Below are 24,569 nucleotides of genomic sequence, written 5' to 3'. Positions count from 1 at the left end.
TGGCACTTTTATTTAGTAAGAAAGCGATCTATCTTATGTTTCAACACCTTTGGCAATGAACACCTACAAACTACTTCCAACCGTCCTTTCGGTCATTTTCTTTTCCTGCGTTGATACCAGAAAGGCCGAAGAACCTTATCATCCGCTCAAATTTGAAACACGTTTTGATGGACAGCTTTATCTGCCCGAAGGCTGGGAATCCACCTTGTGGGCAGAGTCCCCTCAATTGTATAACCCAACCAATATGGATGTGGACGTCAGAGGCCGGATATGGGTGACTGAGGCTGTCAATTACCGCAATTTCAACAACGACCCGGGAACACACCTGAATTTCGAGGAAGGAGACAGGGTAGTCATCCTGGAAGACACCGACGACGACGGGAAGGCTGATAAAACAAAGGTTTTTGTGCAGGACAAAGACCTGGTGGCGCCGCTGGGAATAGCTGTTATTGGCAACAAAGTGATTGTTTCCTGCGCACCAAACATCATTGTGTATACCGACGAGGATGGCGACGACCAACCCGATAAAAAAGAGATCTTTCTGACGGGCTTTGGCGGATTGGATCACGACCATAGCTTACATTCCGTTGTGGCAGGCCCGGATGGCAATTGGTATTTCAACACCGGAAATGCAGGGCCTCACCATGTGATAGATAAATCCGGTTGGGAGCTTCGGTCGGGCAGTATCTACACCGGAGGCACACCCTACAACAAAGAAAATAAGCCTGCCCAGGTAAGTGATGATGGCAAGGTGTGGGTCGGAGGTTTGGCGCTACGGATTGGCCCCGATGGTAAAGGACTGGAGGTGCTGGCTCACAACTTCAGAAACTCCTATGAGTTGGCGGTGGACTCCTATGGCAATATGTGGCAGAACGACAACGATGATGAGGTAGTGGCCTGTAGGGTAAGCTGGGTCATGGAGGGCAGCAATGCCGGCTACTTCAGCGCCGACGGCAGCCGCACCTGGAAGGCCGACCGCAGACCAGACCAGGAGATTTTCACTGCCCACTGGCATCAGGAAGATCCTGGTGTGCTGCCAGTGGGCGACCGCACCGGGGCAGGGGCTCCAACTGGCGTGGTGATGTACGAGGGCGATGCATTTGGCGATGCATTCCGCGGCATGTTTTTAAGCGCTGATGCCGGAAGAAACGAAGTTTTTACCTATCAGCCCAGGCCAAATGGTGCAGGCTACGCTTTCGATAGAAAAGATTTGATCTCTTCGATCGGCACATCTACCGAAGATTACGTGTGGAATGATGTGGGGCCTGATGAAGCAAAGCTATTCCGGCCCAGCGATGTGGCAGTAGGCACCGACGGAGCCATTTATGTGGCTGACTGGTACGATCGCATTGTAGGAGGTCATCAGATGACAGACCAAAAAGGCTATGGTAGAATTTACCGGATCACTCCCAAAGGAAAAAAACTGGAAAAGCCAACGTATGATCTCACCACCACAACTGGTCAAATTGAAGTATTGAAAAGCCCTGCCATTAATGTACGAAATCAGGGCTTTGTCAGGCTAGCGGTGCAAGGCGAATCGGTTTTGCCTGAAGTAAAGAAACTCCTGAACGATAGCAACCCATTTATTCGTGCAAGGGCGGTTTGGTTGATGGCTCAACTAGGGGAAGCGGGCCTGGACGAGGTCGAAGACGTTTTGGCTTCTCATCCGTCCCCATCGCTTCGTGTAGCAGCCTACCGGGCACTCAAAAAAGACGAAAGCAATGTCATAGCCTACGCAAAGGCTACTCTTGATGACCCTTCTGTCGCCGTTTTGAGAGAAGTGGCTATTTCTATGAGAGACATGCCCTGGGGAAAATCTCAGGAAGTGTTGGTGCCACTTGCAAGCCGGTATGACGGCGTTGATGCCTATTATTTGGAGGCATTGGGCATTGGAGCACTTGGCAAAGAAGCAGACCTGTACATGGCCCTGCTTGAGAAGCAAAACCCCGACGCTGTCAAATGGACGTCGGCCTTTACCAACATAGCCTGGAGGCTACATCCTGATGTGGCCGCAACTTCCTTTGCAGAAAGGGCGTTGGCACCTGGCCTGGCGGATAACGAAAGATCAAAGGCCCTGGTGGCTTTGAGTTACATCAACGATATTGAAGCTGTCAAGCTCATGGCTGATCTAGCCGGATCGGCAACGAAGGAAGTGGCTAACGAGGCAGCATGGCTGCTTAATTTCCGAAAGTCCAATAGCTGGTTTTTACTAGTGAATTGGGACGAGCTTGAGAAGGAAATGCTGCCTGCACAAAGCCAGGTAATGCTCGAACAGAAGGCGATAATTCTCAGTGAAGAAAAGACCGTGGATGAAAAAAAGGACGCTGTCCGCTTGCTTGCCCAAGATGCTGAAGGCGGCAAAATTCTCATTGCTCTTGCATCGTCGGGCCTGCTCGCTGCACCTTTGATGACGGAGGCTGGAAAAACCATCTTCAGCAATCCTGACCAGTCTGTGAGAACGATGGCAGCAGAGTATTTCAAAGAGTTAGCTCCTCCTGGAGTTTCATATGAGGGGATAATCGAATTAAAAGGAGTTGCTTCAAAAGGGAGAGAACTCTTTGTGCAAAAATGTAAAGCCTGCCACAAAGTAGGAAGTACTGGCATGGAGGTAGGCCCCGACTTGAGCAAGATAGGGTCAAAATTTGATCAAAGCGGCTTGCTCAATGCTATTTTGGAACCCAGCGCAGCCCTTGCTTTCGGCTATACGATGGTGGAAGTGAAAACCAAAGATGACAACTCGTACTTCGGGTTTTTGGTGTCAGAGGGGGAAACGACTGTACTGAGAGACGTGTCAGGCAGGCAAACAGTGATTGACTCGAAAGAAGTCGTCTCAAAAAAGCCCATGGCGACGAGTATTATGCCGGGTGGTTTGGCTTTGGGATTGAACGAACAAGATTTGGCTAACTTGACCAGCTATTTATTAACATTGAAGTGAAGTTTAGGCAGCCTTTGAGATTTGAGTGTTTGGTATTCTATCTCTCATCCTTTCTCTATTTTCACAATCTCTTCGATTTTTTTCTCCAGGTCAGGTACCAAATTTTCAACTACAGCCCAAACCGCCCTTAGATCTACTCCAATATAATCATGAATTAATTTATCCCGCATTCCGGCAATTTTCTTCCATTCAATATCAGGGTATTTCGCCCTTATGCCCAAATCAATTTGCTTGGTGGCCTCACCAATTACTTCAAAATTTCTGATCACGGCATCCTGGACCAAAGGGTTCTCTAAAAACAATCCTTCATTTAGATCCGTCGTATACGATTTAACCTTTGCAAGGGCATCTAAGATATGCTCAAGATAAACAAGTGTATTCTTGGCCATCACAGGATTCTTATCAAATCTTGTTGAATATATGGCTTTAGTTTCTCATTGAGAGATTTATAAGTAATGAGGTCGACTTTTACTCCGAGAACTTCAGACAATTCTTGCTCTAACCCAATTAACTGAAGCAAATCGACCGTTTTATCAAAGTCGATGAGGATATCTATATCGCTTTTAGGAATTTGTTCATTTCGTGCGTAAGAGCCGAAAATACCAAGCAGGGTAGGATTATACTTACCCGTTATTTCTTTAATAATTCGTTTTTGGTCGGCAGTTATCACTCCCCAATTTAAATAATTTTCTATCTCTATCAACGGATTACTTGGTATGCCGAATTTGTTTTGATGCTGACATTAATACTCAAACCAACTTTGTCACCCTTTTTTTACAGGATGCATGATTCTGATCTATTGTTTTTTCTATCATCCTTCACAACCGCCCTTCTTTGTTTGATTTCTTCTCTGCCATCAATAACTTCGACACGCTAAAGCTACAACTTCCTAAAACACCCTTTACCATGAGTACGCTATCCAAATTTACTTTATCGCTATTGAGCTTTATGCTTTTCGTAGTAACTGATGCTACCTACGCCCAGGAAGTCAATCCGCTTGAAGGAAGATGGAACTTGAAGATCACCAGGGATGGGTCGGAGCTTCCTTCCTGGTTGGAGATCCAGCATTCGGGCTATCACACGCTGGTGGGCAGGTTTTGTTATGCTTCCGGGAGTGCTCGACCGATTGCTGAGGTGAAGGCAAAGGATGGGAAGTTCAGCTTTGCTATTCCCGTGCAATGGGAGCCGGGAGAAGGAGACTTGGCCTTTGAGGGGCAATTGACAGGTGACCAATTGACCGGCACCATGCGGTTTACCGATGGGAAGAAGTATAGCTGGGTCGGGACAAGAGCGCCAAAACTGGCTTACGTGGACAATCCAGAGTGGGGTGAGCCCATTACTTTGTTCAATGGTCGTGATCTGAGTGGATGGCATGCCATGGGTGAAAATCAGTGGAAAGTGGATGCAGGTGTATTAATTAGCGAAAAATCGGGGGCCAATCTGGTGTCTGATCAAAAGTTCAACGACTTTAAACTGCATATTGAGTTTCGTTACCCAAAAGGAAGCAACAGCGGCGTTTATCTACGTGGCCGCTACGAGGTTCAGATAGTTGACAGCAAAGGAATGGAGCCGTCGAGTGGCTTATTGGGAGGCATCTACGGGCTTATCACTCCCAATGAAATGGTGGCAAAGGACGCAGGCGTGTGGCAGTCGTACGATATCACGTTAATAGGCAGGAGGGTGACAGTAGTGCTCAATGGCAAAACAATTATCAGCGACCAAACAATTGCCGGCATGACCGGTGGCGCTCTTGATAACAACGAGGCCGAGCCAGGCCCGCTAATGTTTCAGGGAGATCATGGCGCCATTGAATTCAGAAACATCATCATTACTCCCAGGGTGGAAGGAAAAAAATCAGAGTAAAATCTTAAAACTTAACGGGTAAAAAGGGCCGTTTCTCAGATCAGGGAAACGGCCTTTTAATTCTTGCTTCAGAATAAATCCTTCAGGTTAAAATTCAACTCCTTGAGTACAGATGAAGTAACTGTACCTTCCCCTGCCAGGTAAAGCGTAGGCTTTACCCAGTCTGTGGAATAATAAATTTCCAGTGTTTGGTTGGCTGGATCCAGAATCCAATATTCTGGTATGCCGAATTTTTGATAGGCATTTTTCTTCTCGTACCTGTCTGTGTAACCGTTAGATGGAGAGATAATTTCCACAACAAGTTCAGGGGGGCCTTCTATCCCTCTCTTAGTCAACAAGTGCCTTTTTTCCTTTGAAAGGAAGATTAAATCTGGCTGAAAGACATTTCTATTATCTATGTAGAGGTCAACAGGGGCATATAGTACTAGTGCCCCCACTTTTTTTGCCTCCAATTTCAAAATATCATTCAGGATGCTCGATATAATTTGATGTTGTGGGTTGGGTGCCGGGCCCATGATCAGTTCTCCATTGATTAATTGGCATGGAGTATTTGTCTCTCCTAAAAGGAGATAATCATCAACAGTCCAATCTTTCGTTTTATCGATCTTTAAAGTTTCCATATTTAAGAGTAACTAAGATACAAAACGATGCCAACATCTAAAAGTGCTTCCAGCCCTGCGCTTTTAGCTCAACTGCATTGCTGTTTTTGGTGATCAAATGCCTGCCCTCTTTGGCGTCGGTCATGTAGCCTATAAAGTGGATGTCCATATGATTTTTCAACTTTTCAAAATCCTCCTGGCCAATGGTGAACAAAAGCTCATAATCCTCGCCGCCATTGAGCGCACAGGTGATAGGGTCTAGCTGAAACTCAACAGCGGTGTTGTAGGTCAGGGTGTCGATGGGCAGCTTGTCTTCATAAATCTTCACACCAAGGCCAGATTGCTTGCAGAGATGAAAAAGCTCCGATGCCAGCCCATCTGAAATGTCGATCATGGAGGTAGGCACAATGTTTAACTCCCTCAGCTCATGGATAATGTCCATACGTGCTTCGGGCTTCAGCTGTCGCTTGACAATGTAATCGTAAGGCCCGAGGTTAGGCTGCATGTCCGGATTGGCCTTGAAAACCTGCTTCTCACGCTCCAGCACCTGCAAGCCAATATAAGCACCTGCCAGGTCGCCTGTGGCGCACACGATATCACCCTTTTTGGCACCGCTTCTGAGACTTACCTTTTCCGGGTCAGCTTCTCCAATAGCCGTAACGGAAATCACCAATCCCGATGCTGATGATGTGGTGTCGCCACCTACCAGGTCTACTTTGTAATTCTCGCACGCCATTCTGACGCCTTCGTAAAGTGCGTCTATGGCCTCAAGCGAAAACCGGTTGCTCAGCCCTATGTTGACGGTGATCTGCGTGGGAATACCATTCATAGCCGCAATGTCCGACACATTTACCGCCACTGCCTTATAGCCAAGGTGCTGCAAAGGCATGTAAGAAAGGTCAAAGTGGATGCCTTCCATCAGCATGTCAGTAGACACAAGCATCACTTTGTCGCCCGTTTTGATGATGGCGGCATCGTCGCCAATCCCCTTCAAGGTTGACGCATTATTATTTTTGAACCGATCGCTGATCCTGTCGATAAGGCCAAATTCGCCTAGCTCCCCTAGTTCTGTTCTTTTGGGTTGTTCACTCATGATTGTCTTATTTCCTGGCAAAGCTCCACCAACACACCGTTTGTTCCTTTTGGGTGTACAAAGCACACCAACTTGTTGTCAGCCCCTTTTTTTGGTTCTTCATTCAATAGCACAAATCCTTCTTTTCGAAGGCGCTCCATCTCGGTTTTTATGTCATTCACTTCAAAAGCTACATGGTGAATGCCTTCTCCTCGTTTTTCTATGAACTTTGAAATAGGGCTCAGGTCGTTAGTGCCTTCAAGCAGTTCTATTTTGGTGCTCCCTACCTTGAAGAACGAGGTCATTACACCTTCGGAGGCCACTTCTTCGCTCTTATACGGAGCAACACCCAAAAGCTTTTCGTAAACAGCATTCCCCTCACTGAGGTTTTTTACAGCAATTCCAATATGTTCTACGTTGGTCATTCAGGTGGAGGGTTGTTTGAAACCGATGGCCGATTGATTACTTTTGCAAAGTTGAAGAAACTTTTCTTCTTACGGAAAAGTTTCTAGTAATGCTGATTTATAGATCACTTGCTATAAAAATGCGTTAGGAGCTAGTATCAAACATTGTTGTTTGGATGGAAATAAGAACCGATGTGCATGCCGATGCTGCCAGGGTACAAAATGAAATAAAGACCTACCTTGGCCTCAAAAGCAGCGAGTTGATTTTTGAGTACACTACGTTGGAGGGAGGTAAGGCCAAACTGGATCTTATTACCGTCAACCCCCGACACAATCAGTCGTTTCTGTTTCGCACAGAGATTGGACTCGACAAAGTAGAGGCACTCATCAAAATGCTCGACTACGTGAAGAGCTATCGGGAAAAGGAGTACAGCTACACCATTCAGTGGGTTTCCAAGGAAATGCGGGAACTCCAAACTTCTTACTTCCGGGCCAAAAACATGTACGATGCGCTCGATAAATTGTATTACGGACGAGATGTGAACACGATGACAGTTTACAGTTGCGTTTTGAACCCAATGACTTAAAATTATGAACATAGGTATCACTGACATAGCCAAAAATAAGATCGTTGAATTCCGTGAAAAGGAAGGACACACCAACGACCACAACATCCGTGTGGCAGTGCAGGGTGGCGGCTGCTCTGGTTTGATGTACAACCTGGAGTTTGACTCAGAGTTGAAACCAACTGATGAAATCTTCGAGGACAAGGGAGTTAAGATTCTTGTCGACAAGCGCAGCCTGCTTTATTTGATAGGTACCACGCTTGACTTCAGCGACGGTTTAAATGGCAAGGGATTCCACTTTGTGAACCCCAATGCGACCCGCACCTGTGGTTGCGGGGAGAGTTTCGCTGTTTAGCCCCTTGATCATCGAATGTGAAAATATAAGGCCGTCAATTGACGGCTTTTTTATTCCTCCAGGTGCTCCTCTGCTAGCTTTATTTCTTTTTCCATTCTATTGAAAAACTTACTTCGCTCTTTCTCGGCACTACTGCTGATCAACGAGGACTTATTGATCAAATTGGCCAGGTGATCTTCAGTAGACCGACAGAAAGAAGGGTTGGATGTGGAGAGGATGTTGAAAGTGTTGTATGTCAGGAAAGCTACACGCTTGTCGCTCATTTTGAAAAATATAGAATTGTCGGCGATCAGAATTTCATTTTTGTAGAGGCTGAAGGCACCTCCCTGTTCGCCAGGCTTAGTCGATTTTGTTCCTGTCTCAGCAAAATGCCTGATGTTGCCTATCATATCATTGAGCTGGCCAAGAATGACTTTGTAAGACTTGTTGTCCTCGAACAGTCCGCACTCAAGATAGAACTGAAGCTGCTTGATCACCACAATGATAGTTTCATCGCTCCATATTTCGGTGCTGGGTATCCTGGAGTATAGCGACCAGATTTTATCACCTATTCCCTTGAGGACACCCGAAACATAGGAAGAAGAAAACTTCTTGTTTTCGAGCTCGGGGTAGCGAAGCACTGTTTTCATCCAGAAAAACATCTTAAATGCAGCCAGCTCAGGATAGGGGAAATAATAGAAGATGGGAATGTCTTTGGCGCAATACACTAACTCCTTGTCAGGGAAACTGTTGATCATTTCCAGGTTGCCCTTTATGCTTTCCAGATATTTTTCAAATGTGAAGCCCGTGGTTGATACCTGCCTTACGTGGAACATGACAGTTTCTGACGTCTGAGCCAGTAGGGCGTCCAGCGAAATGCCGAACTTATTGGAAAGCAGAGTGACTTCTTCAATGCTGAGCAGAGTCTCTCCCCGAATTCTCCTGTAAGCGCTGTCCCTGCTGATATTTAGCAAATCGGCCAGTTCTTCAGCAAAGGCGATATTGGCCGGGAGCTTCAGTCGGATTTGTCCAAGGAAAGACGCCTGTATGTTGGGTGTTTCACTCAAGGTTCGAAGGCTGATAAGTATTGAAATTGTCGTTTTCGACTCTCTAATATCTCCATTTGGATATGGATTTGCAAAAAATGCAAATCCTATCTCCTGCTGACTCCTGCTGTTGGATTTTTTGCAAATCATTCTTTTCCTGTCAGCGCACAACCGGATGACATTCATTTCGCTATTCCCTTACTTTGATATCATCAAACAAAAAAGGAAGCCGGTGGAGTGGTTATTTTTTAAACCCACACTTATTTTTTAAAACCGCCATCTAAGGTTATCAGCTATTCCGCCGGCACCTTTTGTTTCGGGCTACTAAACAAAAATATTATGGAAGCTAATTATGATATTTCGGTAGTGACGATCTTTTACTTCTTGGCTGCAATGGCTATGTTGCTTGTAGTTAAATTTCATTTTCCCCAGGGATTTTTTCTTCACCAGCTATCCAGATTGTTCAAAATTCACCGGCTGTTTTTCTAACAAGTATTGACCGGAGGACAAAGCTCTAATCCGCATAAATTCATTTATTATTGTATACGGGTTATTTTAACACCATCTGAATGGGAAAGAAACTGCTATGCGCCCTGTCTTTGCTTTTTTGTGTGACGTTTGCTGAAGCGCAGATTACACAAACTGTAACTGGGACAGTGATTGAGAAAGAAACCAAACTACCACTTCCTGGTGTCAATGTTTTGCTGGCGGATACGCTTGGAGCTGTAGGCGCCGTGACGGATCTGAATGGGGTGTTTATTTTGAGGAGTGTGCCGCTTGGCAGGCGTTCTTTCAGGTTTTCGTTTATCGGGTATAAAGAGACATCACTCAACAACATCCTGGTTACTTCCGGTAAAGAGCTTTCGCTTGCTGTTGAAATGGAGGAGTCGGTGGAAGCACTACAGGAAATTGTGATTCAGGCATCGGCAAGCAACGAGCCGATGAACGACATGGCGGTTGTCAGCGTCCGGGCTTTTACGGTAGAAGAAACCGACAGGTACGCCGGTAGCCGGGGCGACCCTGCCCGAATGGCGTCCAATTTTGCCGGCGTTCAGGGTGCCGACGACTCACGGAATGATATCGTTATCAGAGGCAATTCCCCGCAAGGTGTGCTCTGGCAGCTTGAGGGTATCAATATCCCGAACCCCAACCACTTTTCCATTCCGGGTACTGCCGGTGGGCCGGTGAGCATCATTAACAATAAGATCCTGGCCAACTCTGATTTCTACACCGGGGCTTTTCCGGCCGAATATGGTAATAGCATTGCGGGCGTTTTTGATCTGCGAATGAGGAATGGAAACAACCGGAGGCACGAGTTCAGCGGGCAGCTGGGCTTTTTGGGTACGGAGGTTTTCGGGGAAGGACCACTTTCGAAGAAGCATACTTCTTCTTACCTTTTTAATTACAGGTATTCCACCTTGTCGCTGTTCAGCAGCCTGGGAATTGATATAGGCACTTCTGCCGTTCCCAAATACCAGGACATGGCCTTTCGCCTTAACTTTCCCCTGGCTGGAGGCGGGAGTATTTCGGCTTTTGGTATTGGTGGGGACAGCGACATTGATATCCTGATCAGCGAGCAGAAAAAGCCTGAGCGCAATTTGTATGGCGAAAACGACCGGGATCAGTATTTCAGCACCAACATGGGGGTAACGGGACTCAGCTACACAAAGCCACTTGGCAGCAACACTTTAATGAAGGCAACGCTGGCCGCCTCTGCTGGTAGTCAGGATGCCCAGCATTATTATATCTACAGGCATGTGGATGCCGAAGGATTTTATGCTGTCGATTCCCTGCCTCAGATTCTTGGCTATCAGTTCAACCAGGCAAAATATTCAGCCATTCTCACCTTTTATCAAAAGCTGAACGCTAAAAACTCCCTTGTTTACGGCTTCAACAACGACCTGTACAGTTTCAACTTTCTTGACAGCGCAAGGGTGCTTCAGGACGATGGAGTTGACTTCAGTGAGTTTACGACAAGGTGGAACTCGCAGGAGCAGTCTCTCCTTCTTCAGCCCTATGTGCAGTGGAAGCACAAGTTCAACGACAGACTAAGTTTGGTGTCGGGGCTGCACAGCCAATACTTTAGCCTCAGCAAAAGCTTTTCACCCATTGAGCCAAGAGCAGGGTTGGCCTGGCAAATGGGCCGAGGCCAAAGCCTCAATGCAGGAGTGGGGCTTCACAGCCAGATTCAACCCACCTACCTCTACTTTTACTCCAAGCCAGGGGCTTCAGGTCTTTACAATCAGGAAATGGACTTTACGAAGAGTGTTCATTATGTGGCTTCGTATGCTAAGATGGTCACTGCCAATATCCGGTTCAAAACAGAAGTATATTACCAGTACTTGTATAATATTCCTGTTGAGAGAAACAGCTCCTCTTTTTCTCTGGTCAACACGGGGGCAGGCTTTTCCCGATTCTTCCCCGACTCCCTGGTAAACACAGGAAGGAGCAGAAATTATGGCATAGAATTTACGCTCGACAGGGCTTTCACAGGCGGTTATTTTTTCATGCTCACCACGTCCCTGTTTGAATCAAAATACAAAGGCAGTGATGGTGTGCTGAGAGACACTGACTTTAATGGGAATTATGCAGTCAACGCACTTTTTACCAAAGAGTGGACGACCAGAAAAGACAATCTGATTGGCCTGGGAACCAAAATCACCGCTGCTGGCGGCAGAAGGTATGGCCCGGCAGACCCTGTTGCTTCGGAGAGAGAAAAAGAGGTGATTTATGTTGACGAAACAAGGAATTCACTTCAATTTCCGCCTTATTTCCGAGCCGATATTCGCATCAACTACCGCATTAACAGACCAAAGCTAAGCCATGAGATTGCAGTGGATCTTGTCAATGTGTTGGGCATCAAAAATGTGCTGAAGCTGAGCTGGGCCCCCGATCAAACCGACCCTTCTGCTGACCCCATTCGCAGGGAATATCAACTCGGGTTTTTACCGCTGTTTTACTATCGGGTAGATTTTTCGCTATAACCGAAGCGACCGTGCTCGGCGGCTGATGGGTTTTGTCTAAGGCTGGCAAGAAATTGTTGAGTTGGTATAAACGGAAAAAATAGCTTTTGAACTGTAATATCCTTTATTTAAAGGCTACTAATTCAATATACTGAACCATTAATCAAACTAATTATGAAACGTTTATCCTATTTGGTCATCATTTTGGCCCTCACTTGCACCGGAATTTCAACCGCTCAGGCCCAGAAAGTCGACGATATACTGACCAGCTATTTCGAAATCACAGGTGGACTTAGCAACTGGAAAAACCTGAAGAGCATGAAAATGACGGGTAAAATGCTCCAGGGGGGGCTCGAATTCCCCGCTACCATGTCGCAGAAGTACCCCAACAAGTTTAGAATGGATATTGATATTCAGGGAAAGAAGATCATTCAGGCTTACGACGGAAAAGAAGGATGGATGATCAATCCGCTGGCCCAAATTACTGAACCCAAAGTGCTTACTGCGGAAGAGGTGAAAGAAATGGAAGACAACCAGATGGAAGATGAATTCATTGACTACAAAAGCAAAGGACACGCTGTAGCACTGGATGGAGAGGAGAACATTGAAGGAACTGATTGCTTTAAAGTGAAGCTCACGAAGAAAAGCGGTGATATTGAATATCATTTTTTCGACAAGGACAATAATGTGCCAATTATGGTCAGAACCTTTGCCAAAACAGGCCCAACAGAGGGGCAGCCTGTGGAAACTTTCATGAGTGACTACGATGCTGTTGGCGATTTTATGCTTCCGTTTTCGATGACGACTAAGTTTCAGGGTCAAACTGTGATGCAGATAGTTGTAGACAGCTACGACCTGAATGCCACATTGGACGATTCGGTGTTTGCACTTCCTAAATAATATCGGGAGGCCTGCGTTCCAGCAGGCCTCTTTATTTTTCGCACTTAGTTAACCCCATTTTTATGAAAAAACTTATATCTGTGTGGTTGCCTATTCTGGCGGCCATTGTCATATCTCCGTTTTCTCTATTCGCCCAGTCTTCCATAAAAACAAGTGACCTTTTTGGAGACATCAGGGCACGCCACATTGGCCCGGCGCTGATGAGTGGAAGAATTTCTGACATCGACGTTGTCAATAGCAAGCCCGAAGTAATTTACGTCGGAGCAGCCGGAGGGGGCGTATGGAAGTCGCAGAGTGCCGGGGCTTTGTTTACACCGGTTTTTGACGAACATACCCAATCAATAGGTAAAGTGACCATTGACCAAAATCACCCCGACACTGTGTGGGTTGGAACGGGTGAAACCTGGGTAAGAAATAGCGTGTCGGTGGGAGATGGCATCTACAAAACCACAGACGGAGGTTCTTCATGGAAAAACATGGGGCTGAAAGACTCCGAAAGGATCAGCGATATTATTGTTGACCCCACCAACTCAAATACTGTGTATGTGGGCGTGCTGGGCCACCTATGGAATGACCACGAAGAGCGTGGGGTTTATAAAACAACCGACGGCGGGGAAACATGGGAAAAGCTGCTTTATGTCAATCCTCAAACTGGCTGCGCTGACCTGACGATGGACCCGGAAGACCCGAATACACTGTATGCAGCCATGTGGGACTTCCGCCGTACGCCTTACTCATTCAGGTCGGGAGGATCGGGAAGTGGATTACATAAAACCACCGATGGCGGAAAGACATGGACCAAAGTAACCCAGGGTCTGCCTAAAGGCACACTTGGCAGGCTGGCAGTGGAAATTGCGCCGTCTAATCGCAATATAATCTACTTATCGGTGGAGGCAGACAAGGAAGAGGAAAAGGGGCTCTACCGGTCTGACAATGCGGGTGAATCATTTGCCCTTGTCAATGGCGATTTTAACAATAAAGTGAGGCCTTTCTACTTTGCGAGGCTCACAGTTTCTCCCTCCAACGAAAAAATTGTTTATAAGTGTGGTCTACAGTTGATCATGTCGGAAGACAGCGGTGCTACCTTTAAAATCATCGACAGCGGCATGCACTCTGACATCCATGCTGTGTGGATTCATCCCACCGATTCAAAGTTCAATTTGGCAGGAACTGATGGCGGGCTTTACAGAACGCTCGACAATGGGAATACATACACGATGTTCATGAACCTGCCGCTGGCACAATACTACCATGTCAGTGTTGATATGGAAGAGCCTTTCAATATTTATGGTGGGCTTCAGGACAATGGTTCATGGAGAGGGCCATCCAAAAGTCAGGGAGGTATAGCCAGCAAAGACTGGCAGTTTGTGCTTGGTGGGGATGGTTTTGCAGCCTATGTAGATTCGGAAGACAAAAATGTAGTGTATGCCGAAGCTCAGGGTGGTGAAATAAGCAGGGTGAACCTGCTCTCTGCTGACAGCAAGGATATCAAACCTTACCCAAGGGTTGGCGAAGCGGAGTTTCGTTTCAACTGGAATGCGCCGATTCACAAAAGCCCGTCAAATCCGAAACGACTTTACTTTGGCAGCCAGTTCTTGTTTATGTCGGAAGACAAAGGAGAATCATGGAAGCGGCTTTCTCCAGACCTGACCACTAACGACCCAGCCCGCCAACAACAAAAGCAGTCTGGCGGCCTTTCTACCGATAACTCAGCTGCTGAAAACAACACAACGATTTATGCCATTGCCGAATCGCCGCTCGATGAAAAACTGATTTGGGTAGGTACCGACGACGGCAATCTGCAGGTAACAACCGATGGAGGAACTACATGGACAAATGTTTCTCCCAACATCTCAGGATTGCCTGCTAAAAGCTGGTGTACGAGCGTGGAGCCCGGTCATTTTGATAAAAACACTATCTACGTCACCTTCGATCATCACCGGATGAGCGATATACAACCTTACTTGTTTAAGAGTACTGATCTTGGCAAAACATGGGTTTCACTTGCAACACCCGATATCTCTGGCTACGCCTTGTCGGTGCGGGAAGATTTAGTGAATGAGAATCTGGTATTTCTTGGGACTGAATTCGGGCTCTACATTTCAGTGGATGGCGGATCAAATTGGGGTAGGTTCTCCAACAACGTGCCGAAAGTTGGCGTCAGAGACATGGTTATTCACCCAAGGGACAATGCCTTAGTATTGGCAACCCATGGCCGGGGTGTTATCATTATCGATGATTTACCAGCGCTGAGGGCACTGACTCCTGAGGTCATGGACAAACCTTTTACTTTTTTTGATAGTCCTCAAGCCTATACTTCAGGCTTTGATTTCGGTGGTGGTTGGTTCGGTGGAGCAGGCGAATTTGTAGGGCAGAACCCCAATGAAGCTCCTCGCATCATCTACTTTCAGCAGAAGCGGCATGTGTTCGGTAAAATGTTCATTCAGGTGTTTGATGAGGCGGGTAATATGATAAAGGAACTTCCGGCTGGCAAGTCGGCCGGTGTCAATATTGTGGATATGCCCACCAGAATGGAAAAGCCAAAGGCAGCTCCTACCAACAACCGGATGTCGTTGATTGGTAATGTCTTTGGACCTGACCTGCCTGGCGGCACCTATAGGGCAGTGGTGACGAAGGGCAAGGAAACGTTTGAGACTACTTACACTGTTGGCTACGACCCCAAGTCGCCGCACTCTGTGGAAGACCGAAAGCTACAGGAGCAAACTGTGCGGAAACTTTATGACATGACAGAGCAGATGGCCTGGGTATACGATCTGTCTTCGAAGTTGCAGCAGCAAGCTGAAGATTTGGCCATGAGCCAGCCTAAGCTGGCAAAGAAGGCAACAGCCTACGCCAGGTCGGTTCAGGCATTTAAAGACAATCTGGTGTTCCTCGGAGGGGATTTCTATGTCAATGAGGACGAACGACTCAGTGAGAAGATAAGTCAAATTTATGGTACAATCACCCGCTATCCCGGCAGGCCTTCACAGTCTCACCTGGATAGAATAGCCACGCTGGAAGCTGATTTTAAAGTCGAACAGCTGAAGTTTGCTGCCTTGACTGGCGAAGAGCTGCAGAAATTAAATTCGGCTATTGAAAAAGCAGGAGCAGAGGCACTGAAAGTGCAGAGCTTTGAGGCATTCAAAGCGAGTGAATAAATGAAAAAACTGCCCTGTTTGCTCCAAAAGTGAAAACAGGGCAGTTTTTTATCACTTTTATGCTTTTCTCACTTTAAACTCAGCTCACTGGAGTATTTCCGCCACCAGTTCTTATCGGTTGGGTTGTCGAATAAATGCACCCATTCACCAGGAGCCGGGGTCACGGTTTTTATTTTGTGCGTGTCGGCCAATTCGTTTAGCCATTTAATTGGCTCATACCAGCTGTGCAAGGCCAGGTCAAAAGTGCCCCAATGGGTGGGGTAGAACTGCCCGCCCTGAAGCTGAAGAAATGCTTCAATTGCCTCTTCAGGGTTAAGGTGGATGTCGTGCCAGGCAGTGTCATAGGCGCCAATTGGCATAAGTGACATATCGAAGGGCCCGTATTTTTGCCCGATTTCAGCATAGCCGTCAAAATAGCCCGAGTCTCCGGCAAAGTAGATATTGCTTTCTCCGAACTTCAGCACCCATGAGCACCAAAGGGTATTGTCCCTGGTGAATAACCTTCCCGAAAAATGCCGGGCTGGTGCGGCAGTAAAGGTGTAGCCATCACCTTCGTAGCTTTCCCACCAGTCTTTTTCGATAATATTTTCTTTGGGCACGCCCCAATGCCCCAGGTGCGACGACACGCCAACTGGCACAATGAACTTTTTCACCTTGTTTTTCAGCGCTAGTATAGTGGGGTAGTCCAGATGATCATAGTGGTCGTGCGACAACACTACTGCCTCTATTGCAGGCAACTTTTTTGGGTCGATGGGCGATGGGGCATAGCGCTTCGGCCCCATCCATTGGAAGGGTGAAGCTCTTTCGCCCAGCATAGGGTCAAGCAGAAAGTATTTACCTCCGGCGTGAATGAGCACTGCGGCGTGGCCCAGCCAGTTGAGGTAAACGCCCGTCTTGTCCAGCACATTGATTATGTCACGATTAGCCTCTTGAAACTTGTAGGCACTAGAGGGCGCTTTCTCCGTTTTTCGCCTCATATACCGCCCCATCACCTGAGGCATGTCTTTGAGAGACGCTGCGGTGGTGCTTATCGGGTTTTGAAATCGTCCCTTTTGGTATTGATCTGATCGATTGATGACCTCTTTTTCGGGAGCCTTGCCGAAGCTTTTTATCATGCTAACAATGTTTTACTTATGAAGACGATCAAGGTTCGGTTTTACTTTATTTTCCTTTTATGATCACAGACTATTCTTCTCTTTGTATCACAGCTGAATCACAAATATAGGTAGGGATAATGCCTGTGGTTTTGATTCTCACATCTGCTTGCTCGGGCAATGTGTTGCCCGTGAGAACGAGCACGGTATCGAGCCCAAACTTATTGCCCCCAATAATATCGGTGATAAGCGTGTCCCCCACCATGAGTATGCTCTCTTTTCCAGGCTTCACACCATTGTTAAGGGAATGCTCATAGGCAAAATTGAACATTTGAGCATCGGGTTTCCCAAAGCGGATAAATTGTTTTCCCACAATGGTTTCTACCATGTCGGCCAGGCTTCCCACGGCAATCGCTACTTCGTGCTTTGCCACAGGGTAGGCATAGTCTGTATTAGCCACAATAGCTGGAATATTCTTCATTCTCAGCAAGTTCACCACCTTGTTGATATCGTGGTTCCAATCGAATCCTTCGTCATCCAGAAACACCAGTGCATTGATATCGTCGGTATTGTCTATGTCAAGCTTGGAAATTGGAACCGTTTTCAAATCATTGGTTTCGATGTAGTGAGCCGACTCTTCCGTGCCCAGAAAGGCAACAGCTCCCTTTTTAACTTTCAGGGTTAGGTACTCTTTGGCCAACATTCCTGACGACACTATTCTGTCTTCTGTAATATTGGGTATGCCAAGCTTTTGGTACTTTTCAGCCAGTTGCAGCGGGCTTCGGGAGGCATCGTTGGTAAGGATGAAATAATTAATACCCTGTTCTTCCAGATAGGTGAAGGTGTTTTCTATACCAGGGATGAGTCCTTTATAATTTTTCAACACCCCAAATGCATCGAAAAAGACCGTTTTGTATTTTGAAACGACTGACTTGAAACTTCTAATGCGCATGAACTACAGGTTTAAAGCCCGACAGATCTTATCAGAATCAAAGGTCTTGTCGAGGCTGGGAAAATAGATTTCGAAAGCTTCCTGTCGCAGGCGACTGGAATAAAGCTCATGAAAGAAATAGCGCCCGTCTTTTACCACATAATTGAGGATAAAAAAGCGGTAGGCTTCCTTCATGAATAAAACTTCATCTTTGGTTAATGGGTAAACTGCATGATAGGCCTTAAGGAAAATCAGGAAGCGATCTTCCATCAACGGATCAATCAGATAGCTAAAGATAGTACGATCTCCGATATCTGACGTCACCCGACTGAAAAAGTAGAAGTCCATGACCCTGCTACTCATCCTGAACCAGTCATAGTCCCACCGGGAATAGAACTTAAAATCTTTTGTCACAGAAAAATTTCCAATGTTCCAATCGATAAAGACGGGAATCGTGTCAAAGTTTTGTGCTTTTAGTTTGTCACTGTTTTCGTACAGCAATTCACACTGCTGAAGGATGGTGTCACGGTGACCACGGTACTCAAAGCGGCCCGGTGCAGTGTCCAGTATTTCTACTAGCTGATCAAGGTCGTCCTTCGCTTGCTTAAAATTGCGAGGAAGTGTATTCCTTACTTTTTTGCAAGCTTTGTGAAATTTGGCAAGTTCCTCACCCAAAATACCAATTTGAGTTTCATTCAACCTCTTGGGTGGTTTTCTGTCAATTTTGATAGGGTTGTAAAATACAACCCAGGCATCCAGAAGGCTATTTTGATACCGGTAGGTAAATAGCTGCCCGTGCTTGGTAAGCGACTTCGCTACAAAGTTTTCGAACGGATCGGGCAGGTTGTTGGCCAGGGCGTTGATAATAGTGTGATCCTCTACAAAGTATTGGTACCGGCCAAAATAGGAAAGCTTAGCGACTACCAGACTGTCGTCTTCAAGTTTTACACGGTAGACGTAATTGGTTGAAACCTTGGCGCTGATGTCCGTTATAGATTTGATGCACTGGCTGGGGTCGTATTCGTGCCAGGCCTCTCTTATTATTGTTGTGAAGTCGAAAAGTTTTTGCAATTGAATTAGGGGTTATGTGTTCTTATTATGGTATTCGATTGTCTAAAGGCCGTTGTAGGCCCTGCGTTTCATAAAGTAATAACGTTATTACGTCAGATAGTTTCGGCGAAGTCTATTTAATCAGCCACATTCCCAAAAGCACTGCCAATGCACCCAGAACAACACTACCAAGAAAATAAAAAGTAGCCATCAGATAGTGCCCGGTGGTGATAAAGTTGATGTTTTCAGCAGAAAAGGTTGAAAAGGTAGTGAAACCGCCACAAAATCCAGTGGCGAGCAGGAGAAACATATCCTTTGTCATCCACTCCGTCTTCATGCCTGCTCCCATGAGTAGGCCAATGATAAAGCAGCCCAGCACGTTGGCCGTGAACGTTCCCAAAGGAAACTCCATAGGAAGCCATTTGGTGCCCGCCAGGGCCAAAAGGTAGCGCCCTATGCTCCCGGCAAAACCACCTGCACCCACAAGCAATACCTCCTTCATGCCTTTACTTTGCTGAATTTTTGATGCATATATTTTAGTAGCTGTGCGTAGTCGGTATGCTCCTGCTGACTCACACTTATTTTTCTACCGTCATCAAAGATAAGCGTTACTTCCTTGTAAACCCCTCCGGCAGTTTTGATGGTTTCCTCTTTCCATTTCTGCAGGTTTTTGCCTGTGTAGGTCAATTTTTTTCGCCTGATGGGAAAAAACACCTCAAAACGTTCTTTGGCCACCTTTACATTTTTGAGCGACCAAATAACTTTGATAAGGATAGCCAGCATAATGCCAATAAGAATGGGAAGTAGCAAGCGACCCAGCCACTTCCACTGACCCATGTTAGGTAGTTGGTAGTAAATAAGCCCGAGGAGGCCGCCGGCGACTACTTCAAAAACAGCTATACTGAAATAGGTGTTGATTTTCGGTTTGCAAACAATCATGGGGTAAAGTTACAAGGAAAACCTGTTTTTGAGCTCTTCAAGGAATTGATTAGATGAGTGGATGAGATCAGGGAAAAAGATGTTAAATTCTTTTTCGAAAGCGGCGTAGTGCGCTTCGAGTGCTTTGTGGGCAAGCTCCATGTGCGAATTGAACGAGGTTCTTCTCGACATGCCGGTAAGTGTCCATTTAATTCCTTCAACGAATTGGTAGTTGTACAACCAATTATCGGCGCTCATGTAACTCAGCATTTTTGACGCTCTTGGCGGCAAGTCAGCCCCTCTCGATTTGGCCAACTTGTAAAAATCTTCAGTAAATGCCTTCAAATCTTGTGAGTGATGCTTTTGCCAGTCTCTTGCCAGAAAGTGGTCGTAGAAAACATCAACAATTACAGGAGCATAGTGCCCGAAGCCCTCCCTTAGTTTTAGCTTACTTTCTCTCACCACCTCGTGGGTATCTGTATAGGTGTCGATGTGCCGGTGAAGCATGATGCCAGCCTGAATGCGGTCAGGGAACTCTGTGAGTTGGTTGCCTTTCACAAAGTCACCAATAAAGTTACCCAGTTGAATGTCCCTTTCGGGGCCGGAAAGATATATATGGGCCAGAAAATTCATTTCATTGACAGATTTTACTCACTCCCCTGTTAGGTTTTTGTACTTAATGAATAAAGAAAAGCATTTTTAAAACAACTACGTGCTCCTGTTCGCTGATATCCTTTTAATTTCACATTATTTGTTATTTTTACTGGTTCACGACTCGGAAGCGAGTTAATTCGACCTAAGCAGTATTAGTCAATCCGCCATGGGAACCGTTACAAGTCAGTATATGTCCCGTTCACAGCTCCAGATTTTGGTGCAGCTAGCCAAAATAGATGGAGTCGTGTCGCAGGATGAAATCGACCTGATAAGGCAAGTTGGAAAAGCCAATGGACTTACTGAGGAAGATATTGCTACAGCCTTCGACGAGACCCATGAAGTAGGTAATCTGGCAGACCTCTCCGATGACGAAAAGTATGAATACATGTACCGTGTGGTACAGCTTATGAAGATCGACGGCCGACTTTACAAGGAAGAGATTACCTATTGTGCCAAGATGGCGTCAAAAATGGGCTACAACGAAGATGTGTTGTACCATCTCATCACCAAAATCTATTCCGACCCCCACGTATCGGCCGACAAAGATGCATTGAAAAAGAAAGTGCAGAAATACCTCATCAAAGACTAGTACTCCGTTTCACCTTTCTGGCGATACTCATAAAATAGCTGCAAGGCACTATTCTTCCCAGTCGTCGTCCTCCAGGGAGAATATATTGTCAACTTTCTCATTGAACACGTGGGCAATCTTGAGTGAAAGGAGCGTAGAAGGGATGAATTTCCCGGTCTCAATGGAGTTAATAGTTTGCCGTGAAACTCCCACCTTGTCAGCCAGATCAGCTTGAGTGAAATTGTTCCTGGCCCGCTCTACTTTTATTGAGTTTGTCATATAACTATTCCTTTACCCTTAAATATTGAAACCACCCAATAGCAATTATGAGAGTGATAGACAGATATTCAAAGGCCGAAATTGAATGCCAACTATCGGTTTCAATGGAATAACCCTCGTAGTTTTGAACATAATTAATCAGCATTGCTACCAGGGCGCCTAAAGGCACTGCTGCAGCCAATGACCTGAATTTGAGATAAGCTATCCTTTCATCATATACCTTCTCCCGTGAGAAAAAAATCATAATAAGGCCCATAGCAACAGGAAAGCTGAGTCCGGCAAAGTCCATTATTTGATACTCGGCAAGTCTGTGAAAAAAGACGATGAGCCCAAAAAGGATGGTGACCCCACCGAGGGCTTTTGTCCAATGCGGATATAGAAAACTTGGAACAATCGATTTTTGCATGATTCGCATGTTTAGTCGTTAAAAGAAGACTAAAAGTAAAGTTTACTTTACATAAAGACAAATGAATTTGATTTTTGTTTGTAACAAGCACGGGCGACCGCTGAAAGAGCGGGGTAGAGACTGTATGTCCGTTGTTTTTAATTTCTCCGGTTAAATGGCTAACTTAATGCATACTAAAAGTCAGACTATGGCATCTCTTACCCTTCGCATCAACAACAAAGACTACCCCATGGAGGTCGACCCACAAATGCCTCTTTTGTGGGCTATTCGGGACTTCGCTCTGTTGACCGGAACAAAATTCGGTTGCGGTATTTCACAATGCGGCGCTTGCACTGTCCATATCGATGGGGAGTCGGTTCGTTCATGCGTTACTCCAGTCTCCGGTGCTGTCGGGAAGTCTATCACGACTATTGAGGGCTTGTCGGCCGACAACGATCATCCCGTTCAGCAAGCGTGGCAGGAGGAGCAGGTGCCGCAGTGCGGCTACTGCCAGTCGGGTCAAATGATGACAGCTGCAGCGCTGTTGGAAAAGCACCCTCAGCCCAGCGAAGAGCAGGTCAATGCTTATATGTCTCCTATCATTTGTCGTTGCGGCACATACGTTCGAATTAAAAAGGCCATTGACAAGGCAGTTGAAATCAACCAGAAAGCTTGAACCTTATGAAAACGATAACTACTAAAAGTGCATCACTGGGGGGTAACCTTCCCAGAAGAGAGTTTCTTAGGTTGACAGCTGTTTCAGGGGCTTTTTTAGCGATCGGCTGCTCGCCTGGTATGGGAGGAGAAGGTAAGGTAACCACTATTGACCCTGCCGGGGGCACCGACATACCCCTCAACCAGTTTGTTGTTATCAACACAAACGGGCGGGTGCTGCTTTACAACCATCGGCCAGAGATGGGACAGGGTACGTTTCAGGCCATTCCCATGATACTGGCTGAGGAGCTGGAAGTCGATGTGGAGAAAATCGAAATTTTACCGTCGGCGGCAGATGATAAAAGATATGGTAGCCAAATGGTCGTGGGTAGCAGGAGCATTCAGACAGAATACGCCAACCTCCAGAACATGGGAGCTACTGCTCGTGAAATGCTGAAGGCAGCAGCTGCCAAAAGGTGGGAGATTGACATCAGTCAATGCAAGGCCAGCGGCGGAGAAATTATTCACCCCTCAGGCAAAAAGCTCACCTACGGGGAGCTCGTGGAAGAAGCCTCAAAGCTTACTCCGCCGGAAAACCCACCGCTGAAAGCACCCGGCGACTTCAAAGTCATTGGGCAGCCGATAGCCAGAAGGGACGTTCCGGCAAAGACCAACGGAGCTGCAATTTACGGACTGGATATCCAGGTGCCAGGGATGTTTTATGCCTCTGTGGAGAGGTCTCCCGTGTTTTTGGGTAAGGTAGTCAGCTTCAATGATGAAAAGGCTAAAGCGGTGCCGGGTGTAAAGGCAGTGGTAAAAACGCAAAGGAATGTGTGGGGCCACACGAGAGAGGGTGTAGCCGTGGTGGCCGACAACTATTGGGCGGCGAACCAGGGCAGGAAGGCGCTCGAAATCAAATGGGACACTGGTGGTCTTGAAAAAAACTCATCAGCTACTATCCTCAAGAAGTATAAAGCCGATGCTACTAAAGAAGGAGTTTCGTTGGCGGAAGCTGGAAATGTGAGCACTGTTGGTGGTGAAGGAAAAGTGGTGGAAGCGGCCTATGAAACCCCCTATCAGAGCCATGTTTGCATGGAGCCAATGAATGCCACGGTGAGTGTTAAAGACGGCAAAGCAGAGTTCTGGGGCTCAACACAAAACCCGAACGGCATACGCTCACAACTGGCAAGGCAACTCAACATCGACCCTGAAAATGTAGCCATTAACTACACCTTTATGGGCGGTGGATTTGGGCGCAGGTCGATGACCGATGTGGCTGAGGAGGCCGCTGATATTTCGCTGCAAGTAGGAGCGCCTGTTAAAGTGGTTTGGACAAGGGAGGATGACTTGACCCAGGGGCCTTTTAGAGCCGCATCGCTCAATGTTTGTCGTGGCTCTATAGCCGACGGAAAGGTGGAGACTCTTGAGCATAAAGTGGTGGCCCAGGAAATACAAAACCAGACGGGCGACAAAATGGAAGCCGGTCGGCAGCTCATGGGGGGCATCAATACGGAGTACGAGATCCCCAACTTCCGGATAAGTGGCGTGCTTCAGAAACATTATGTGCCGATTACCTATTGGAGGGCGGTGTATCACACCACCAACTGTTTTGCGCATGAATCGTTCATCGATGAGCTGGCAATAGCCGCTGGAAAGGATCCACTGGATTTCAGACTTGACATGCTTAAAAACCACACCCGATACACGAAGGTGTTGCAAACCCTGGCTGAAAAGGCCAACTGGTACGGGCCAAGGGAAGAAGGGATTGGTCGTGGCGTGTCTATTCTTGAGCGTTCGGGAGCATTTACCGGGATGGTCATTGAAGTGAAAAAAGAAAATGGAAAGGTGAAACCGGTGAAAATCACCACTGTGGTGGATGTTGGCATCTGCATCAATCCCGATACGGTGCGGGCCCAAACCGAGGGCTCCATTGTGATGGGGCTAACAGCCACCTACAAAAGCGGCATTAGGCTGGAGAACGGGGCCGTGGCGCAATCTAATTTCCACGATTACAACATGCTGACTTTCGAGGAATGCCCACCTTGTGAAACCTACATCATTCAAAATGAAGAAAAGCCCGAAGGCGCCGGCGAGTCCGGCCTGGCCAATGTGGCGCCTTCGCTGTGTAATGCGATTTTTGATCTGACAGGGGTGAGGGTGAGGAAATTGCCGTTGGATTTGGGGGCGATAGGGTAA

The 24,569-nt window shown here is 46.7% G+C and carries 24 protein-coding genes; 10 read left to right on the top strand and 14 right to left on the bottom strand.

Going from position 1 to position 24,569, the window contains the following annotated elements; all coding sequences use genetic code 11:
• The first annotated feature begins 55 nt into the window (after positions 1–55).
• On the top strand, positions 56–2,935 hold the full coding sequence (locus GC130_RS05490; protein WP_151997269.1) for a PVC-type heme-binding CxxCH protein: 2,880 nt from the start codon (positions 56–58) through the stop codon (positions 2,933–2,935).
• Positions 2,936–2,979: 44 nt separating this feature from the next.
• Here the strand turns inward: GC130_RS05490 and GC130_RS05485 are convergent, their stop codons facing one another.
• Both GC130_RS05485 and GC130_RS05480 read right to left on the bottom strand, forming a co-directional pair.
• Entirely contained in the window at positions 2,980–3,324 is a 345-nt protein-coding gene (locus tag GC130_RS05485) for a DUF86 domain-containing protein (protein WP_151997268.1), read from the bottom strand.
• Complete coding sequence (locus GC130_RS05480; protein WP_201568525.1) at positions 3,324–3,638, bottom strand: nucleotidyltransferase family protein; 315 nt, start codon at positions 3,636–3,638, stop codon at positions 3,324–3,326. The genes GC130_RS05485 and GC130_RS05480 overlap by 1 nt, the downstream gene beginning before the upstream one ends.
• 203 nt (positions 3,639–3,841) lie before the next feature.
• On the opposite strand from GC130_RS05480, the gene GC130_RS05475 reads away from it, so the two are divergent.
• A complete protein-coding gene (locus GC130_RS05475; RefSeq protein ID WP_151997267.1) occupies positions 3,842–4,798 on the top strand; it encodes a DUF1080 domain-containing protein in 957 nt (318 codons plus the stop codon).
• A gap of 68 nt (positions 4,799–4,866) precedes the next feature.
• On the opposite strand, the gene GC130_RS05470 is transcribed toward GC130_RS05475, so the two are convergent.
• Genes GC130_RS05470 through mce form a run of 3 tightly spaced genes read right to left on the bottom strand, consistent with a single transcriptional unit; the run spans position 4,867 to position 6,894 of the window.
• On the bottom strand, positions 4,867–5,418 hold the full coding sequence (locus tag GC130_RS05470; protein ID WP_151997266.1) for a Uma2 family endonuclease: 552 nt from the start codon (positions 5,416–5,418) through the stop codon (positions 4,867–4,869).
• 37 nt (positions 5,419–5,455) lie between these two features.
• The gene (thiL, locus tag GC130_RS05465; RefSeq protein ID WP_151997265.1) at positions 5,456–6,490 is read right to left on the bottom strand and encodes a thiamine-phosphate kinase; all 1,035 of its coding nucleotides are present in this window, start codon (positions 6,488–6,490) and stop codon (positions 5,456–5,458) included.
• Complete coding sequence (gene mce, locus GC130_RS05460) at positions 6,487–6,894, bottom strand: methylmalonyl-CoA epimerase (protein ID WP_151997264.1); 408 nt, start codon at positions 6,892–6,894, stop codon at positions 6,487–6,489. The genes thiL and mce overlap by 4 nt, the downstream gene beginning before the upstream one ends.
• A 155-nt stretch (positions 6,895–7,049) precedes the next feature.
• Between mce and GC130_RS05455 the strand changes: the two genes are divergently transcribed.
• Positions 7,050–7,460 (top strand): hypothetical protein, encoded by a 411-nt coding sequence (locus GC130_RS05455; protein WP_151997263.1) that lies wholly within the window; start codon positions 7,050–7,052, stop codon positions 7,458–7,460.
• 4 nt (positions 7,461–7,464) lie between these two features.
• Positions 7,465–7,794 (top strand): iron-sulfur cluster assembly accessory protein, encoded by a 330-nt coding sequence (locus GC130_RS05450; RefSeq protein ID WP_151997262.1) that lies wholly within the window; start codon positions 7,465–7,467, stop codon positions 7,792–7,794.
• A gap of 50 nt (positions 7,795–7,844) precedes the next feature.
• Here GC130_RS05450 and GC130_RS05445 read toward each other — a convergent pair whose 3' ends face one another.
• Positions 7,845–8,969 (bottom strand): helix-turn-helix domain-containing protein, encoded by a 1,125-nt coding sequence (locus tag GC130_RS05445; protein WP_193217773.1) that lies wholly within the window; start codon positions 8,967–8,969, stop codon positions 7,845–7,847.
• A 419-nt stretch (positions 8,970–9,388) separates the two neighbouring features.
• Here GC130_RS05445 and GC130_RS05440 point away from each other — a divergent pair, with 419 nt between their 5' ends.
• The 3 genes from GC130_RS05440 to GC130_RS05430 all read left to right on the top strand — a co-directional run bounded on the left by GC130_RS05440 (position 9,389) and on the right by GC130_RS05430 (position 15,840).
• Entirely contained in the window at positions 9,389–11,803 is a 2,415-nt protein-coding gene (locus tag GC130_RS05440) for a TonB-dependent receptor (RefSeq protein WP_151997260.1), read from the top strand.
• 153 nt (positions 11,804–11,956) lie between these two features.
• Positions 11,957–12,682, top strand: coding sequence for a hypothetical protein (locus tag GC130_RS05435; protein ID WP_151997259.1), 726 nt, complete (start codon positions 11,957–11,959; stop codon positions 12,680–12,682).
• Positions 12,683–12,744: 62 nt separating this feature from the next.
• Positions 12,745–15,840: a hypothetical protein gene (locus GC130_RS05430; RefSeq protein WP_151997258.1), complete on the top strand. Its 3,096-nt coding sequence runs from the start codon at positions 12,745–12,747 to the stop codon at positions 15,838–15,840.
• A 68-nt stretch (positions 15,841–15,908) separates the two neighbouring features.
• Here GC130_RS05430 and GC130_RS05425 read toward each other — a convergent pair whose 3' ends face one another.
• From GC130_RS05425 to GC130_RS05400, 6 genes are all read right to left on the bottom strand, one after another.
• A complete protein-coding gene (locus tag GC130_RS05425) occupies positions 15,909–16,955 on the bottom strand; it encodes an MBL fold metallo-hydrolase (RefSeq protein ID WP_151997257.1) in 1,047 nt (348 codons plus the stop codon).
• A gap of 70 nt (positions 16,956–17,025) precedes the next feature.
• A complete protein-coding gene (locus GC130_RS05420) occupies positions 17,026–17,886 on the bottom strand; it encodes an HAD-IIA family hydrolase (RefSeq protein WP_151997256.1) in 861 nt (286 codons plus the stop codon).
• Between the two features lie 3 nt (positions 17,887–17,889).
• Complete coding sequence (locus tag GC130_RS05415; protein ID WP_151997255.1) at positions 17,890–18,936, bottom strand: hypothetical protein; 1,047 nt, start codon at positions 18,934–18,936, stop codon at positions 17,890–17,892.
• Between the two features lie 112 nt (positions 18,937–19,048).
• Positions 19,049–19,417, bottom strand: a complete 369-nt coding sequence (crcB, locus tag GC130_RS05410; protein WP_151997254.1) for a fluoride efflux transporter CrcB — start codon at positions 19,415–19,417, stop codon at positions 19,049–19,051.
• Positions 19,414–19,854, bottom strand: coding sequence for a hypothetical protein (locus GC130_RS05405; RefSeq protein ID WP_151997253.1), 441 nt, complete (start codon positions 19,852–19,854; stop codon positions 19,414–19,416). Before GC130_RS05405 ends, crcB begins: the two co-directional genes overlap by 4 nt.
• A gap of 9 nt (positions 19,855–19,863) precedes the next feature.
• Positions 19,864–20,466 (bottom strand): ACP phosphodiesterase, encoded by a 603-nt coding sequence (locus GC130_RS05400; protein ID WP_151997252.1) that lies wholly within the window; start codon positions 20,464–20,466, stop codon positions 19,864–19,866.
• A 211-nt stretch (positions 20,467–20,677) separates the two neighbouring features.
• On the opposite strand from GC130_RS05400, the gene GC130_RS05395 reads away from it, so the two are divergent.
• Positions 20,678–21,076, top strand: coding sequence for a TerB family tellurite resistance protein (locus GC130_RS05395; protein ID WP_151997251.1), 399 nt, complete (start codon positions 20,678–20,680; stop codon positions 21,074–21,076).
• A 48-nt stretch (positions 21,077–21,124) separates the two neighbouring features.
• Here the strand turns inward: GC130_RS05395 and GC130_RS05390 are convergent, their stop codons facing one another.
• Both GC130_RS05390 and GC130_RS05385 read right to left on the bottom strand, forming a co-directional pair.
• Positions 21,125–21,334, bottom strand: coding sequence for a helix-turn-helix transcriptional regulator (locus GC130_RS05390; RefSeq protein WP_151997250.1), 210 nt, complete (start codon positions 21,332–21,334; stop codon positions 21,125–21,127).
• A gap of 4 nt (positions 21,335–21,338) precedes the next feature.
• The gene (locus GC130_RS05385) at positions 21,339–21,740 is read right to left on the bottom strand and encodes a hypothetical protein (RefSeq protein ID WP_151997249.1); all 402 of its coding nucleotides are present in this window, start codon (positions 21,738–21,740) and stop codon (positions 21,339–21,341) included.
• 187 nt (positions 21,741–21,927) lie between these two features.
• Between GC130_RS05385 and GC130_RS05380 the strand changes: the two genes are divergently transcribed.
• Positions 21,928–22,395: a (2Fe-2S)-binding protein gene (locus tag GC130_RS05380; protein WP_151997248.1), complete on the top strand. Its 468-nt coding sequence runs from the start codon at positions 21,928–21,930 to the stop codon at positions 22,393–22,395.
• A gap of 5 nt (positions 22,396–22,400) precedes the next feature.
• A complete protein-coding gene (locus GC130_RS05375) occupies positions 22,401–24,569 on the top strand; it encodes a xanthine dehydrogenase family protein molybdopterin-binding subunit (RefSeq protein WP_151997247.1) in 2,169 nt (722 codons plus the stop codon).

This window comes from Imperialibacter sp. EC-SDR9 (genome assembly GCF_902498805.1).
Classification (GTDB): domain Bacteria; phylum Bacteroidota; class Bacteroidia; order Cytophagales; family Cyclobacteriaceae; genus Imperialibacter.
This window is presented reverse-complemented; position numbering and strand designations above follow the sequence as displayed.

Excerpts from the sequence above, each read along its gene's own strand:
- GC130_RS05490 (WP_151997269.1), top strand. The coding sequence starts at position 56 with ATGAACACCTACAAACTACTTCCAACCGTCCTTTCGGTCATTTTCTTT.
- GC130_RS05485 (WP_151997268.1), bottom strand. The coding sequence starts at position 3,324 with ATGGCCAAGAATACACTTGTTTATCTTGAGCATATCTTAGATGCCCTT.
- GC130_RS05475 (WP_151997267.1), top strand. The coding sequence starts at position 3,842 with ATGAGTACGCTATCCAAATTTACTTTATCGCTATTGAGCTTTATGCTT.
- GC130_RS05470 (WP_151997266.1), bottom strand. The coding sequence starts at position 5,418 with ATGGAAACTTTAAAGATCGATAAAACGAAAGATTGGACTGTTGATGAT.
- thiL (WP_151997265.1), bottom strand. The coding sequence starts at position 6,490 with ATGAGTGAACAACCCAAAAGAACAGAACTAGGGGAGCTAGGCGAATTT.
- mce (WP_151997264.1), bottom strand. The coding sequence starts at position 6,894 with ATGACCAACGTAGAACATATTGGAATTGCTGTAAAAAACCTCAGTGAG.
- GC130_RS05455 (WP_151997263.1), top strand. The coding sequence starts at position 7,050 with ATGGAAATAAGAACCGATGTGCATGCCGATGCTGCCAGGGTACAAAAT.
- GC130_RS05450 (WP_151997262.1), top strand. The coding sequence starts at position 7,465 with ATGAACATAGGTATCACTGACATAGCCAAAAATAAGATCGTTGAATTC.
- GC130_RS05445 (WP_193217773.1), bottom strand. The coding sequence starts at position 8,969 with ATGATTTGCAAAAAATCCAACAGCAGGAGTCAGCAGGAGATAGGATTT.
- GC130_RS05440 (WP_151997260.1), top strand. The coding sequence starts at position 9,389 with ATGGGAAAGAAACTGCTATGCGCCCTGTCTTTGCTTTTTTGTGTGACG.
- GC130_RS05435 (WP_151997259.1), top strand. The coding sequence starts at position 11,957 with ATGAAACGTTTATCCTATTTGGTCATCATTTTGGCCCTCACTTGCACC.
- GC130_RS05430 (WP_151997258.1), top strand. The coding sequence starts at position 12,745 with ATGAAAAAACTTATATCTGTGTGGTTGCCTATTCTGGCGGCCATTGTC.
- GC130_RS05425 (WP_151997257.1), bottom strand. The coding sequence starts at position 16,955 with ATGATAAAAAGCTTCGGCAAGGCTCCCGAAAAAGAGGTCATCAATCGA.
- GC130_RS05420 (WP_151997256.1), bottom strand. The coding sequence starts at position 17,886 with ATGCGCATTAGAAGTTTCAAGTCAGTCGTTTCAAAATACAAAACGGTC.
- crcB (WP_151997254.1), bottom strand. The coding sequence starts at position 19,417 with ATGAAGGAGGTATTGCTTGTGGGTGCAGGTGGTTTTGCCGGGAGCATA.
- GC130_RS05405 (WP_151997253.1), bottom strand. The coding sequence starts at position 19,854 with ATGATTGTTTGCAAACCGAAAATCAACACCTATTTCAGTATAGCTGTT.
- GC130_RS05400 (WP_151997252.1), bottom strand. The coding sequence starts at position 20,466 with ATGAATTTTCTGGCCCATATATATCTTTCCGGCCCCGAAAGGGACATT.
- GC130_RS05395 (WP_151997251.1), top strand. The coding sequence starts at position 20,678 with ATGTCCCGTTCACAGCTCCAGATTTTGGTGCAGCTAGCCAAAATAGAT.
- GC130_RS05390 (WP_151997250.1), bottom strand. The coding sequence starts at position 21,334 with ATGACAAACTCAATAAAAGTAGAGCGGGCCAGGAACAATTTCACTCAA.
- GC130_RS05385 (WP_151997249.1), bottom strand. The coding sequence starts at position 21,740 with ATGCAAAAATCGATTGTTCCAAGTTTTCTATATCCGCATTGGACAAAA.
- GC130_RS05380 (WP_151997248.1), top strand. The coding sequence starts at position 21,928 with ATGGCATCTCTTACCCTTCGCATCAACAACAAAGACTACCCCATGGAG.
- GC130_RS05375 (WP_151997247.1), top strand. The coding sequence starts at position 22,401 with ATGAAAACGATAACTACTAAAAGTGCATCACTGGGGGGTAACCTTCCC.